The following is a 14416-nucleotide window of genomic DNA, read 5'->3' as shown; positions in this document are numbered from 1 at the left end:
GCGGGAAGGCACCGGTTTTTTTATCTGTTATGAAGACATGCGCATGTTCCGGGTCATTTCATCCTCAACGACGCGGACGAATTGTCCTTCGTTATACGGATAGCCCGCTTTTTGAATTTTGACTTTGACAAGTTTGCCGATTACATCTTCCGTGCCTTTGAAGACGACTTTCATGTAATTGTCCGTATAGCCGACGAACATGCCGTCTTCATCAGACTCTTTAAACGCCTCTTCCGGAATGATTTCCAGAACCTCTCCTTCATAATCGGAGGCGTATTCTTTTGCAAGCTGGTCAGACAGCGCGATCAGCTTATGCACCCGTTCGTTTTTCACGTTCTCGTCAACCTGGTCTTCCATTCTGGCCGCAGGTGTTCCGGTGCGTTTGCTGTAAGGGAATACGTGAAGCTCTGAAAACTTATGTTCTTTAATGAACCGGTATGTTTCCATAAATTCTTCTTCCGTTTCTCCCGGGAAACCGACGATGACATCAGATGTGACGGCCAGGCCCGGCAGCGCTTCTTTCAGCTTATTTAAACGGTCCGCGAAAAATTCCATCGTATATTTGCGTCTCATCCGTTTCAGAACGGTGTTTGATCCTGACTGAATCGGAATATGAAGGTGGCGGACGATTTTATCAGACGCATCCAGCACTTCAATCACTTCATCAGTGATTTGGCTTGCTTCAATAGATGAAATTCTGATCCGCTTCAGTCCTTCTACACGTGTATCAAGCTCGCGGAGAAGCTTGGCGAAATTATAATCTTTCATATCTTCGCCGTAGCCGCCCGTATGAATCCCCGTCAGGACGATTTCTTTATAGCCGGCATCCACCAGCTGCTGCGCCTGTTTAATGACTTCTTCCGGATCGCGGGAACGAAGCAGGCCGCGCGCCCAAGGGATAATGCAGAACGTACAGAAGTTGTTGCAGCCCTCTTGGATTTTTAACGACGCTCTTGTGCGGTCAGTAAAAGCGGGAACATCCAGCTCTTCAAACACGCGTGCTTTCATAATATTGCCGACGCCGTTGATCGGCTGGCGCTCTTCCCTGTACTGCTCAATGTAACCGAGCATTTTTTCACGATCCTGCGTGCCGACGACGATGTCAACACCCGGGATGGCCATAATTTCTGCCGGAGAGGTTTGCGCATAGCACCCTGTTACGCAGATGACGCCGTCAGGATTTTGGCGGATCGCCCGTCTGATGACTTGACGGCTTTTTTTATCTCCCGTGTTTGTTACCGTACATGTATTAATGACATATACATCTGCTGTCTGTTCGAATTCTTTTCGTTCATAACCCGCATCTTTAAACAGCTGCCAGATTGCTTCTGTTTCATAATGGTTGACCTTGCAGCCAAGGGTATGAAAAGCAACAGTTGCCATTACTGATCACCTCTTAATAACTCTGTATGATAGGAAACTGCGCTTAACGCGTAAAGAGGCGCAGTTTCAGTCCGTAAAATTCTCGGTCCGAGGCCGCATAAGACGGCGCCTTTTTCTGAAAGCTGATGAACTTCAGACTCAGTCAGACCGCCTTCAGGGCCGAATACGATTAAAAGAGACGAACCTTGCGGAAGGCTTTTGAGCTCCGCGGCGAAAGCGCCCGTTTCTCCCTGCTTTGATGACTCCTCGTATGCAACGACACATTTATCGACATTCTCCGCCATTTCAAGCAGCTGCCGGAACGTATAAACGGTTTTCACTTCGGGAATTTCATTGCGGTACGATTGCTCCGCCGCTTCCTTCGCGATTTTCGCCCATCTCTCCCGTTTTTTCTTTGCCTTTTTGTCGTCAAGCTTAACGACGGATCTGGCGCCTTGAAAAGGGATGAACATACTTGCCCCCAGCTCGGTCCCTTTTTGGATAATCCATTCAAGCTTATCGCCTTTCGGGAGGCCGCTTGCGATCCTGATCTTCAAAGGCAGTTCACGGTTTTCACCCGTCCACTCAGCAATGCTGCATGATATATGATCTTTAGAAACCTCTTTAAGCAGGCATAACGCTTCATGGCCGTCTTTCGAACAGCAGATAATCCGGTCTCCCGCACTCATTCTCATGACGTTCGCTATATGGTGGACGTCTTCCCCCGTGATTTGAAAATCAGGAGTTTCGTCCATCTCCTGCTTCGTGAGCTCGATAAAATATCGTTGCATACGCTGTGACACCTACTAACTGTTATTTTTTCGCGATGATGCTGACCCAATCTTCCATAGACAGAATTTCTATGATGGTAAAGCCGGCTTTTTCCAACGCTTCTTTTACTTCCTGTTTTTTCTGGCCGATAATGCCTGAAGTAATAAAATGGCCTCCGTCTTTGAGCAGGTCGTACGCCTGTGATGTAAAGCGGAGAATCACTTCCGCCAAAATATTTGCGACAATGACATCATGTTCGCCCGTGATGCCGTCTAACAAATTGTTCTGCTTCACTTCGGCCGTATCACTCACTTTGTTCAATTTCACATTCAGACGCGCGCTTTCAACAGCGACCGGATCAAGGTCATACGCATGAACCGATTCGGCCTCAAGCATGGCGGCCGCGATGCTTAAAATTCCTGAACCGGTGCCGACATCAATGATACGGTCGCCTTTTTGAACGATACGCTCAAGCGCCTGAATGCACAGAACTGTTGTCGGATGCGTTCCCGTACCGAATGCCATACCCGGGTCCATTTCGATAATCAGTTCATCTGTATGAACAGGTGTATACGTTTCCCATGTGGGAACGATCGTGAACTTTTCAGAAATTTTCACAGGATGATAATACTTTTTCCAAGCGGTCGCCCATTCTTCTTCATTGACTTCAGAAATGGTGATTTTGTTTCTGCCCAAATCAATGTCGTACAAAAGCAGATTGTTAATCGTCTCTTTAATGCCGTCCACCGTTTCGCCGAGGAAACTGTTGATCGGCAGATACGCTTTGACAATGACACCCTCATCGGGGTAATCATTGGGGTCGAGCTGGTAGATTTCCCCGTAAACATTCTCACGCTCTTTCATTAAATCAAGCGGATCTTCGATGACAACCCCGCTCGCACCAGCTTCATGCAAAATATTTGAGATGGGTTCGACCGCTTCATGTGTTGTGTGAATGCTGATTTCGGACCATTTCAAAACTACCAACTCCTATCCAATCATTACTCGCCTTTAAATGCGCGTTTTACTTTGTCAAAGAAACTCATTTCTTGTTCATCCGGCAGGTTTCCGCTGACTTCAGCGAATTCGCGGATGATGTCTTTTTGTTTATCTGTCAGATTCGTCGGTGTGACGACGCGGACGACAATGTGCTGGTCGCCTTGTCCGTAGCCCCGGACGTTCTGAACGCCTTTGCCTCTTAATCTGAATTTCGTGCCGGTTTGTGTGCCGGCAGGTATTTTCAATTTCACTTTTCCGTGAAGCGTCGGCACTTCCACTTCGTCTCCGAGTGCCGCTTGGGCAAACGTTAACGGCATTTCGCAATAAATATCGTCTCCGTCGCGCTCAAAGAACTCGTGGGCGCGCACATGGAATACGACAAACAGATCTCCCGCCGGCCCTCCGTTTACGCCCGGTTCACCTTGGCCCGGAACGCGCAGCTGCTGTCCGTCGTCCACACCGGCAGGAATCGTGACATTGATTTTTTTCCGTTTTTTCACTTTGCCCGTGCCGCCGCAGTCAGAACACTTGTTTTTGATGATTTTTCCTGTTCCTTCACAGTGGTGGCAGACTCTTCGGTTAACCACTTTGCCAAACGGCGTGTTCTGTTCGACGTTCAGCTGGCCTGAACCTCCGCAGTGCGAGCACGTATCCGGCTTTGTTCCCGGCTTCGCGCCAGACCCTTTACATGTTTCGCAATTCTCTTCGCGCGGAATTTCAATGATCGTTTCTTTTCCGAAAGCCGCGTCTTCAAATGACAGGGTCATTGTATACTGCAGATCCGCGCCTTGCCGCGGCGCATTCGGGTCACGGCGTCTCGTGCCGCCTCCGAAGATGCTTGAGAAGATGTCATCGAAACCGAAGCCGCCGAAATCTCCGCCGCCTCCGAAACCGCCGCCGAATCCCTGGTTAGGGTCTGTATGGCCGAATTGGTCATATTGAGCGCGTTTTTGGTCGTCTGAGAGCGCTTCGTACGCTTCTTTTACCTCTTTGAATTTTTCATCTGCTCCGGATTCTTTATTGATATCAGGATGATATTTTTTTGAAAGCTTCCGATAGGCTTTTTTGATTTCATCCTTTGAAGCGCTCTTACTTACCCCAAGCACTTCATAGTAATCACGCTTACTCATCTCGCTTCACTCTCCCGAATTTCTCACATAAATTAGATTGTATCATTTTGAATTATGTTTTTTCAATTCCTTTTATCCCGGGCAAGAAAAAAAGTCAAAGCCAAGAGATGCCTGACTTTGACTTTCTGTCTGTTGAATCAGAATATGCTGTGTGTTCTTCCGCCTATAGCCACGCGGGAAAGAACTTATTTTTTCGTTTCGTCGTCTTTTACTTCTTCGTATTCCGCATCGACAACGTTGTCGTCCGCTTTTTTGCCTTCAGCGTTTGCTCCGCCTTCAGCCTGCTGCGCTTTTGCAGCTTCTTCATAAAGCTTCATAGAAAGCTCTTGAACGATTGTTTGAAGCTCATCTTTTTTCGCTTTGATGTCTTCAATTTCGTTTTTCTCGATAGCGGCTTTCAGCGCGTCTTTCGCGTCGTTTGCTTTTTTCACTTGCTCTTCGTCCACTTTGCCTTCCAGATCTTTTAATGTTTTTTCCGTTTGGAACACAAGCTGGTCAGCTTCGTTGCGGACTTCGATTTCTTCTTTTCTCTTCGCATCAGCGTCAGCGTTTTCTTCCGCTTCTTTTACCATGCGTTCGATCTCATCATCAGAAAGACCTGAAGAAGATTTGATAGTAATGTTTTGTTCTTTTCCTGTGCCTAAGTCTTTCGCTCTTACGTTTACGATACCGTTTTTGTCAATATCGAAAGAAACTTCGATTTGCGGTACGCCGCGCGGTGCCGGCGGGATATCAGTAAGCTGGAAGCGGCCGAGCGTTTTGTTGTCGGCAGACATCGGGCGCTCACCTTGAAGCACGTGAATGTCAACAGCCGTTTGGTTGTCGGCAGCGGTTGAGAATACTTGAGACTTGCTCGTCGGAATTGTCGTGTTGCGGTCGATCAGTTTCGTGAACACGCCGCCCATTGTTTCAATACCGAGAGAAAGCGGTGTAACGTCAAGAAGAACAACGTCTTTTACGTCTCCCGTGATGACGCCGCCTTGAATCGCTGCACCCAGCGCTACAACTTCATCAGGGTTTACGCCTTTATGCGCTTCTTTACCCGTTTCTTTTTTGATTGCTTCCTGTACGGCAGGAATACGTGTTGATCCGCCGACAAGGATAACTTTGTCGATTTCGCTTGCAGAAAGATCCGCATCTTGAAGAGCCTGACGGACAGGAGCCATTGTGCGCTCAACAAGGTGAGCGGAAAGCTCTTCGAATTTAGCGCGGGTCAGGGTCAGCTCAAGGTGAAGCGGACCTGCTTCTCCCGCCGTGATAAACGGTAAAGAAATTTGTGTGGATGATACGCCGGAAAGATCTTTTTTCGCTTTCTCAGCCGCATCTTTCAAACGCTGAAGCGCCATTTTGTCTTTTGAAAGATCAATGCCGTTTTCTTTTTTGAATTCTGCTACGAGATGATCGATGATGACTTGGTCAAAGTCGTCCCCGCCAAGACGGTTGTCACCGGCAGTTGAACGGACTTCAAACACGCCGTCGCCAAGTTCAAGAACAGATACGTCAAACGTACCGCCGCCAAGGTCGTAAACAAGAATTGTTTGGTCTTCGTCCGTTTTATCAAGTCCGTATGCAAGCGCTGCTGCAGTCGGCTCGTTGATAATACGCTCTACTTCAAGACCGGCGATTTTACCGGCATCTTTTGTCGCTTGGCGCTCTGCATCGTTGAAGTATGCAGGAACCGTGATAACGGCTTTTGAAACTGTTTCGCCGAGGTAGCTTTCAGCATATGCTTTCAGATGCTGAAGGATAATAGCTGACACTTCTTGAGGCGTGTAGTCTTTTCCTTCGATTTCCACTTTATAGTCAGTACCCATATGGCGTTTAACAGACATGATTGTGTTAGGATTTGTGATTGATTGGCGTTTCGCCACTTCCCCTACTTGGCGCTCGCCGTTTTTAAATGCAACGACTGACGGAGTCGTACGGTTTCCTTCAGCGTTGGCGATGACTGTAGGCTCTCCGCCTTCAAGCACTGCCACACATGAGTTTGTCGTACCCAAGTCAATTCCGATTACTTTACTCACTTTGAATTACCTCCTGCTATGTAGTTATTGATTCACTTTTACCATTGAAGGACGGATGACGCGATCCTTCAGTTTGTAGCCTTTTTGCAGTTCTTCGATAACAATATTGCTGCCGAAGTTTTCATCTTCCACCTGCATGACGGCTTGGTGAAGGTTCGGATCAAATTCCTGACCGACAGCTTCGATGGCTTCAACGCCTTCTTTTTCAAGTGCGTCCATCAGCTGGCGGCGGACCATTTCCATACCTTGCAGCAAGCTTTTTGTCTGCTCGCTTTCAGCTTCTACCTGTAACGCCCGTTCAAAGTTGTCGAGAGCCGGAAGGATTTCCGTTACGACGTTTTGAGAACGGTATTTCTGAGCAGCTTCCATTTCAAGGCGGCTGCGTCGTTTATAGTTTTCAAAGTCTGCTTGAACACGCAAAAGTTTGTTTTCTTTTTCATCAAGCAAACCCTGCAATTCATCAATTTGGTGCTGAAGGGCTTCTTCCTGACCTGCCGTTTCTTCATGCTGCTCTTGTGAAGCGGCTTGTTCTGCCTGTTCTGTCACTTCTTCTTGTTCTGCTGCTTCAACCTGTTCTGCGGTTTGTTTTTCTTCTGACATTGTGTTCACCTCCCTCAAATGCTGTAAAAAGATGACTGAAAATGATTGCCAAAATTCCCTTATTCATCATACAAACTTGTGAATGCTTTTGACAAGTCCGAAGTCACGTGCTGCAGCAGGCTGACGACTCTTGAATAATTCATGCGCGTCGGCCCGATAATGGCGATTGATCCGATCTGTTTCGTATCAACTGTATAGGTGGCCGTGATTAAACTGCAGTTTTCCATTTCTTCGTAGTCATTTTCTTTGCCGATTTTGATTGAAATCCCGGCTTTTGATGACTGAAACAGCTTCAGAACATCCTGCTCTTTTTCAATTAAAGATAAGAGCGAGCGGACCCTTTCAATATCATGGAACTCCGGCTGATTCAGCATGTTGATCTTTCCGCCGAAAAATAATTTCTCAACGTGGGCCGCCGGATGGAATGTGGAGCGGAGCGATTCAAGTATGCTGTCATAGTTGGCGATATGCTGCCTTAAATATGTGACAACCTCTTTGAAAATGCGCTCATTCAGTTCGTCCATCGGCACGCCCGCTAATCGATCGTTTAATATATTGACCAGTTTTTCAATATCGGCCAGATCCACTTTAGCCGGGAAATTGATAGTGCGGTTTTCGACATGCCCCGTGTTCGTGACGAGGATGGCGACCGCCTTATCCGGCTGGATCGGAACGATTTGAATCTGTTTAAGATAGTTCTCGCTCAGCGTCGGCCCGAGGACAATCGATGTGTAGTTTGTCAGATCGGACAAGATTTGCGCTGATTTTTGGACTGTTTTTTCCAGCTCGAAGATTTTTTCTTTAAATATCGAGTGAATTAAATCCAGATCGGTTTTTGTCAGCTTGACGGGTGACAGCAAATGATCGACATAATACCTGTACCCTTTTTCCGACGGAATCCGTCCTGAGGATGAATGGGTTTTTTCAATAAAGCCCAATTCCTCCAAGTCAGCCATCTCGTTTCTGATCGTTGCAGAGCTGAATGTAATCTCGTCTTTTTTTGAAAGAGTTCTTGATCCTACAGGCTGCGCTGATTGTATAAAATCATTAATAATCACTTGCAGGATCAACAGCTGACGATTTGTTAACATCATCATCACCCCTGTTAGCACTCAAGGTCAGCGAGTGCTAATTCTATATCAAAAGTAACAAACCAAAAGAAAAATGTCAATTATAACTCACCCAAAAAAGCGCCAAAAACCTCATTTCCTAATAATTTGCCCTCATGCGTTAATGCAACCGATTCTTCCGTGTCACAGATCAGGCCTTTTTCGGTTAAATCTTTGAGAACATCGGGAAACAGTTCGTCGACCGAGCGTCCGAATTTATCGAGAAAAGCTTGCTTTTGTACGCCGGACATTTTTCTGAGACCGAGGAACATTTCTTCTTCAATCTGCTCCTCACGTGTCACCTCGTGCGTGTCACGGTAAGGCAGCCCCTTTTCTTCGATGAGCTGCATGTAATGTTTCACAGGCCCGGCGTTGACGGTGCGCGTACCGCTGATATATCCGTGAGCGCCAGCGCCAAAACCGAAATACTCTTCATTGCTCCAATACGTCAGATTATGCTGCGATTCGTATCCGGGCTTTGCAAAGTTACTGATCTCGTATTGACGGATGCCCGCTTCACTCATCTGCCTCATGACCGTTTCATACATCTCGGCCTCTTGTTCTTGCGCCGGGAGATGCAGGCGGCCTTTTTGCATTAAATTATAAAACACCGTTTTCGGCTCTACGATCAGCGAGTAAACGGAATAGTGCTCCGCATCAAGAGACAAAGCCGTTTTGACGGAATTGTCAAGATCGGCCAGCGTCTGACCCGGCAGGCCGAACATCAAATCGAGACTGATGTTGTCGAAGCCGAGAGCCCTCGCACGTTCAAAGGAAGTGAATACGTCCTTTTGTTTATGCACTCTGCCGATTTTTTGTAAAAGCTCATCTTCAAAGGTTTGAACACCGAAGCTCAGCCGGTTGACACCGGCATTTTTCATGATTTTTAATTTTTCCGGGGACAAATCATCCGGATTCGCTTCCGCGGCAAATTCTATGAGTCCGTCAGAAGGCTTCAGCACGCGGTGAATGGAATCCATCAATTTTTCCAGCTGGACGGGTGAGAGCGATGTCGGCGTGCCTCCCCCGATAAAAATCGTACGGAGATCAGAGCGTCCCGTCCGTTCTATTGTATTTATCATTTCCTTTTCGAGTGAGTTTAAGTACTCATCGACAGGCTGGCTCTGAATAAAATATTTATTGAAATCGCAATAGTGGCAGATATGCTCACAAAACGGGATATGAATATAAGCTGATTTCATTTTGAAACACCTTCTTCTTTACAGAAAGAAGCCGCAGTGCGGGACTGCGGCGGCTTCCGTTATTTTTTCGGGCTGTCATCCATTTTAAGAACGGCCATAAACGCTTCCTGCGGCACTTCTACTGAGCCGACCTGCTTCATCCGGCGTTTTCCTTCTTTTTGTTTTTCAAGAAGCTTCCGTTTCCGCGAGATGTCTCCTCCGTAACATTTTGCAAGGACGTTTTTCCGCATGGCCTTAATGGTCGAGCGGGCCACGATTTTCTGTCCGATCGCTGCTTGAATCGGTACTTCAAAGTGCTGGCGCGGAATAAGCTCTTTCAGTTTTTCCACAATTACTTTTCCGCGTTCGTACGCGTAATCGCGATGCACGATAAATGAAAGGGCGTCGATTTTTTCTCCGTTCAGCATAATGTCCATCTTGACAAGTTTAGACGGTTTGTAGCCGATCAGTTCGTAATCAAAGGACGCGTAGCCTTTTGTGCTTGATTTCAGCTGATCAAAAAACTCATAGACGATTTCCGCTAATGGCATGTCATAGACAATGCTGACACGATTTGCGTCTAAATATTGCATGTCGATAAAATTGCCGCGTTTTCCTTGGCAAAGCTCCATCACCGCACCGACATAATCGTTCGGCACCATCATTGTCGCTTTTACATACGGCTCCTCGATTCTTTCGATCTTTTGCGGGTCAGGCATGTTGGACGGGTTGTCGACAACAACCTTTTCGCCGTCTGTCATATACACATCATAGATAACACTCGGTGCCGTTGTGATCAGGTCGATTTTAAACTCACGCTCAATCCGCTCCTGAATGATTTCCATGTGAAGCATACCTAAAAATCCGCAGCGGAAACCGAATCCGAGCGCTTGGGATGTCTCTGCTTCATATTGAAGCGATGAGTCATTCAGTTCAAGCTTCTCAAGAGCTTCCCTTAAATCGTTGTATTTGGCCGTATCGATCGGATACAAACCGCAATACACCATCGGGTTCAGCTTGCGATATCCAGGCAATGCTTCGGCAGCCTGATTGGCCGCGCTTGTTATCGTGTCACCGACGCGTGTGTCACCGACATTTTTGATCGCAGCAGTTAAAAAGCCGACATCGCCGACGGTCAGTTCATCTGTCGGAGTTGCTTTCGGCGTGAACACACCGACTTCTGTCACTTCAAACTCTTTTCCGGTTGCCATCATTTTAATTTTCTGGCCCGGTTTGACCGTTCCTTCTACGACTCTGATATACGCGACGACTCCTCGGTACGCGTCATAAAGCGAGTCAAAGATGAGCGCTTTCAGCGGAGCTTCCGGATCTCCCGCAGGAGCCGGCACTTTTTCTACGATCTGCTCTAAAATGTCTTCGATGCCGATGCCCGCTTTCGCTGAAGCGAGGACAGCGTCTGAAGCGTCAAGGCCGATAACGTCCTCAACCTCTTGACGCACACGTTCTGGCTCTGCGCTCGGAAGATCGATTTTATTAATGACAGGAAGAATCTCAAGATCATTATCAAGCGCCAGATAGACGTTCGCCAATGTCTGCGCTTCTATTCCCTGAGCCGCATCAACAACGAGAATCGCGCCTTCGCAGGCAGCCAGGCTTCGCGATACTTCATATGTAAAGTCGACGTGTCCGGGCGTGTCGATGAGATGGAATATATATTCTTCTCCGTCTTTTGCTTTGTATTTCAGCTGAACGGAATTTAATTTGATGGTAATTCCCCGTTCGCGTTCAAGGTCCATTGAATCAAGCAATTGTTCTTTCATTTCCCGCTGGGTGATCGCCGATGTTTTTTCTAAAATCCGATCCGCCAAGGTCGATTTGCCGTGGTCTATGTGGGCGATGATGGAGAAATTCCGGATTCTTGACTGCCTCTCTAAACGCTTTTCTTTATCTGTCACAATCTATCACTCCTACTATTAAACGCAAAATACACTAGCTTAGATTATATCAATAGGATTGTAAACATTCAATTAAAACAAGAAAGAGAAAAGCTTCCTTTAAGGAATCATCCGCTTTTCTCTTCATCAATGCTAACGGTTCAGTTTCGAAACCCACTCATACATCGCCTGCGCCGAGTCCGTCACGGTATTTGAAAGGGTTTCTCCGGCTTTTGAAAACAGGTTGAAGGTTTCCGCCTGTTCCAGCTGTTTTTGTTTTTCTTCCAGATCTTTCGCCGTAACGGTTTGTCCCAAAATGGAAGCTTCTTTTTCCTGTCCTTCTCCGCCGCCGAGCGTGAATGCTCCTTTTAAGGAGGGATCTTTGTATCCTTTCATATCAAGCATTCCGCTGTTTGCCTGCTGCATACCGAACAAAACGCCGAAAAACATGACAATGGCGATCAGCAGGCATTTGCCGGTAAAACGGATCATTTGAATCACCTGATTTCTATTGTTTTTTCTTCTCTCCTGATTGCGAGCTGACCTTTTCTGCATCCCAGTACAGTTCGCTGAACACATCGGCCACGGCATCTGATGCGCGCCTCAGTTCTTCAAGATTGTTATCCACGCCCCCGAATTCCAGCAGAAGCGACCGGTCGTTTAAATCTTGGTTGTATACTCCATTATCTCCCGGAGAGCCTTTTGATAAAACACCGACGCTTAAGCCGGGGTATTTTTTCTCCATCAGCTTATGAAGTTCACTTGCGAGTTTATAGTTTTCTTCAAAATTAGCGCTTTTTTTGCCGACGACGATGGCGACTCTGGCATAGCTTTTTCCTTTAATATCGGCTGTCGTATTTTTCTTGCGGCGGGAATCCCGGTGAATGTCTATGGTATATTGCAGGTTTTTATTTTTGGCGAGCGCGCTTTTTACGACCGGCCTTGATTCGTCGTAGCTTCGCGCATAATTTAAGCCGTCTTTGTTCAGGCGGGCCTGAATGTCGGTTTTATCTACGGTCGCTCCTACACCTTGCGCTTCAAGCGCTTTTCCGAACATATCTCCGACAAGCGTGACATTGGCCTTCGAATGGCGGGCGTTATCCGGATTTGTTTCCCCCTTTAACAGAGGAAGATAGGATTCGGTATTATGAGTGTGGTAAATAAAGACGACTTTTTTGCTGCCTGTTGAATGTTTCGGCGGCGCCGTTTCCTCTTTTTTCGTTTTGTTTTCGATTTCTGCCAGATTCACTTCTTTTTCTTTTTCCATCACCTTTGACGGCGGCGGAGATTCAGCCGGCATATTCGTATAATCCGTCCCCTGCCCCGCCAGAAGGATCTCCGTATCGTATTGGGCAAATCCCGGCAGCTCACGTCCCAAGAAACTCCGCGGGTCTTCCATATTAATGCTTGTCGCCAGTTTTAAGGAAAGCCGGGACAGCTGAAAAGAGTCTTTTTCAGGAAGCTCTGAGGCGAAATAATGATTTTCCATGCCGAGGAGGTGTGCAAACGCGTCACCCGGAAGTTCTCCGGCAATTCCGTGAAGAGAATCCGAAGAAAGCCTCAGTTCAGGGCGAAGCGATGTGAGCACACCCGATAATACGAAAATAACGATAAGGCTTGTCATAAACAAAAACATGCCCTTGAGCGCATTTCCACCGTTTACTGCAACGACAATTTGACGGTTTCTGCGTTTTTTTCTCATGATTTGAATCCCTCCAGCGCTTGTCTAGTAATTACTCTATGAACAAGCTAGAGGAGGTAGAACCATTTTAATGATTATAAGAACCTTTGTTATCTTGTGACACTTTTTCATGAAGGGCGGTGTTTAACCCGTTTGCAAGCACATTCGCCATATCATCAATAAAGGTGTCAATCTCCTTCGGCGTGACCATCAGATTATGGCCGAGCGGAGAAAGTACTTCGTGAATCAGCTGGCGTTTTTCGTTTTCGTCCAGCGTGCCGACAATACCGAGAAAGGATTGGCGTTCTTTTTCTCCGGGAAGGTCTTCGTCTGTCAGCACCTTCTTTTTGCCGAAGTTCATTCCGGCGGGCACCAGAGATCTTGACGGGCTGTCATCTTTCATCTCTCTGCCGAAATGTTTTAAAATATAATCCACCGTATCGCTTGCGATCGTAACCGCATCAACGACAGTCGGTACCCCGATTGCGATGACGGGGATGCCGAGCGTCTCCTTGCTTAATTCTTTTCTCTTATTGCCGACGCCTGATCCCGGGTGAATGCCCGTATCAGAAAATTGGATGGTCGTGTTCACCCTTTCAACGGCTCTTGCCGCAAGAGCGTCTACCGCGATCACAAAATCCGGCTTTGATTCTTTGATCACACCTTGAATAATATCGCTCGTTTCAATTCCCGTTAAACCCATCACACCGGGAGCAAGCGCGCTGACCGGCCTGTACCCTTCCTGTACATTTTCCGGCTGAAGCCTGAACAAATGCCTTGTCACAAGAAGGTTTTCGGTCACGAGAGGGCCGAGCGCATCCGGCGTCACATTCCAGTTGCCCAGACCGACGATCAAACAGCTTGCATCCTTTGGAATCTTTAATGCCGACAGATAGGCGGAAAATTCCTCGGCAAACACTTCCGTTACTTTTTCCTGCATCTCAGAGTCGTGTTCCCGAACCCCTTGAGCCTCGATCGTGACATAGCGCCCCTGCTTTTTCCCCGATAGCTCGGCGCCTTCTTTGGTAATATCGACGGTTCTGACTTTAATGCCGCCCTTGTCGCGTTCTTTTTCAATAAACCCGTTTATTTCTTTTTTCTGACCGGCTTGTCCGTCTTTTACCGCCTGTTTCGTTTCTACCGCTAAATCCGTCCGTATCAGAAATTGATTGACATCCAGTTCGTTGTTTTTCACAGGGAAGACCTCCTTCAATCATCGTGGTACATAGTGTGGCCATTTACAAAACGAATCATGCGAATTTACCCATCAACGAAAAATACTTTACATTTATATTGCAATCTAAAGTTCTGTTTGATAGAATACAATTTGTTCTATTGTGAAGAAGATTTAACCTTAAGACACTGTGCTACAGGTTGTATCTTAGGAGGTGAAACACATGCCAAACATTAAATCAGCGATTAAACGTACAAAAACAAACAACGAACGCCGCGCTCATAACGCGACAATCAAATCTGCTATGCGTACTGCAATCAAACAAGTTGAAGCTTCTGTTGCTAATAACGAAGCGGATAAAGCGAAAACTGCTCTTTCTGAAGCAGCGAAACGCATTGATAAAGCAGTGAAAACAGGTCTTGTACACAAAAATGCCGCAGCTCGATACAAATCTAGACTTGCGAAACAAGTGAACGGACTTTCTGCATAA

At 46.9% G+C, this 14416-nt stretch carries 13 protein-coding genes; 1 reads left to right on the top strand and 12 read right to left on the bottom strand.

Annotated elements, in window-relative coordinates; genetic code table 11:
* Nucleotides 1–27: 27 nt before the first annotated feature.
* The 12 genes from mtaB to gpr all read right to left on the bottom strand — a co-directional run bounded on the left by mtaB (nucleotide 28) and on the right by gpr (nucleotide 13947).
* On the bottom strand, nucleotides 28–1383 hold the full coding sequence (mtaB, locus tag AR442_RS06320; RefSeq protein ID WP_014305444.1) for a tRNA (N(6)-L-threonylcarbamoyladenosine(37)-C(2))-methylthiotransferase MtaB: 1356 nt from the start codon (nucleotides 1381–1383) through the stop codon (nucleotides 28–30).
* Nucleotides 1383–2153: a 16S rRNA (uracil(1498)-N(3))-methyltransferase gene (locus tag AR442_RS06315; protein WP_014418412.1), complete on the bottom strand. Its 771-nt coding sequence runs from the start codon at nucleotides 2151–2153 to the stop codon at nucleotides 1383–1385. Before AR442_RS06315 ends, mtaB begins: the two co-directional genes overlap by 1 nt.
* Before the next feature lie 22 nt (nucleotides 2154–2175).
* Nucleotides 2176–3111, bottom strand: a complete 936-nt coding sequence (gene prmA, locus AR442_RS06310; RefSeq protein WP_014418413.1) for a 50S ribosomal protein L11 methyltransferase — start codon at nucleotides 3109–3111, stop codon at nucleotides 2176–2178.
* A 23-nt stretch (nucleotides 3112–3134) separates the two neighbouring features.
* Nucleotides 3135–4262: a molecular chaperone DnaJ gene (dnaJ, locus tag AR442_RS06305; protein WP_003152895.1), complete on the bottom strand. Its 1128-nt coding sequence runs from the start codon at nucleotides 4260–4262 to the stop codon at nucleotides 3135–3137.
* A 185-nt stretch (nucleotides 4263–4447) separates the two neighbouring features.
* On the bottom strand, nucleotides 4448–6286 hold the full coding sequence (gene dnaK / locus AR442_RS06300) for a molecular chaperone DnaK (RefSeq protein ID WP_007408273.1): 1839 nt from the start codon (nucleotides 6284–6286) through the stop codon (nucleotides 4448–4450).
* Between the two features lie 24 nt (nucleotides 6287–6310).
* Complete coding sequence (grpE, locus tag AR442_RS06295; RefSeq protein WP_003152892.1) at nucleotides 6311–6886, bottom strand: nucleotide exchange factor GrpE; 576 nt, start codon at nucleotides 6884–6886, stop codon at nucleotides 6311–6313.
* Nucleotides 6887–6945: 59 nt separating this feature from the next.
* On the bottom strand, nucleotides 6946–7977 hold the full coding sequence (gene hrcA, locus AR442_RS06290) for a heat-inducible transcriptional repressor HrcA (RefSeq protein WP_003152889.1): 1032 nt from the start codon (nucleotides 7975–7977) through the stop codon (nucleotides 6946–6948).
* 80 nt (nucleotides 7978–8057) lie between these two features.
* The gene (gene hemW, locus AR442_RS06285) at nucleotides 8058–9197 is read right to left on the bottom strand and encodes a radical SAM family heme chaperone HemW (RefSeq protein WP_053284934.1); all 1140 of its coding nucleotides are present in this window, start codon (nucleotides 9195–9197) and stop codon (nucleotides 8058–8060) included.
* Between the two features lie 59 nt (nucleotides 9198–9256).
* Nucleotides 9257–11092 carry a translation elongation factor 4 gene (gene lepA / locus AR442_RS06280; RefSeq protein WP_014418416.1) on the bottom strand — a complete coding sequence of 612 codons (1836 nt, stop codon included), beginning with the start codon at nucleotides 11090–11092 and terminating at the stop codon, nucleotides 9257–9259.
* 132 nt (nucleotides 11093–11224) lie between these two features.
* Nucleotides 11225–11563, bottom strand: coding sequence for a YqxA family protein (locus AR442_RS06275; RefSeq protein WP_007408270.1), 339 nt, complete (start codon nucleotides 11561–11563; stop codon nucleotides 11225–11227).
* A gap of 16 nt (nucleotides 11564–11579) precedes the next feature.
* The gene (gene spoIIP / locus AR442_RS06270; protein ID WP_007612673.1) at nucleotides 11580–12773 is read right to left on the bottom strand and encodes a stage II sporulation protein P; all 1194 of its coding nucleotides are present in this window, start codon (nucleotides 12771–12773) and stop codon (nucleotides 11580–11582) included.
* A gap of 67 nt (nucleotides 12774–12840) precedes the next feature.
* Nucleotides 12841–13947, bottom strand: a complete 1107-nt coding sequence (gene gpr / locus AR442_RS06265) for a GPR endopeptidase (RefSeq protein ID WP_014418417.1) — start codon at nucleotides 13945–13947, stop codon at nucleotides 12841–12843.
* Between the two features lie 202 nt (nucleotides 13948–14149).
* Between gpr and rpsT the strand changes: the two genes are divergently transcribed.
* Entirely contained in the window at nucleotides 14150–14416 is a 267-nt protein-coding gene (gene rpsT / locus AR442_RS06260; RefSeq protein WP_003152876.1) for a 30S ribosomal protein S20, read from the top strand.

The sequence above is a fragment of the Bacillus velezensis genome (assembly GCF_001461825.1).
Lineage (GTDB): Bacteria > Bacillota > Bacilli > Bacillales > Bacillaceae > Bacillus > Bacillus velezensis.
This window is presented reverse-complemented; position numbering and strand designations above follow the sequence as displayed.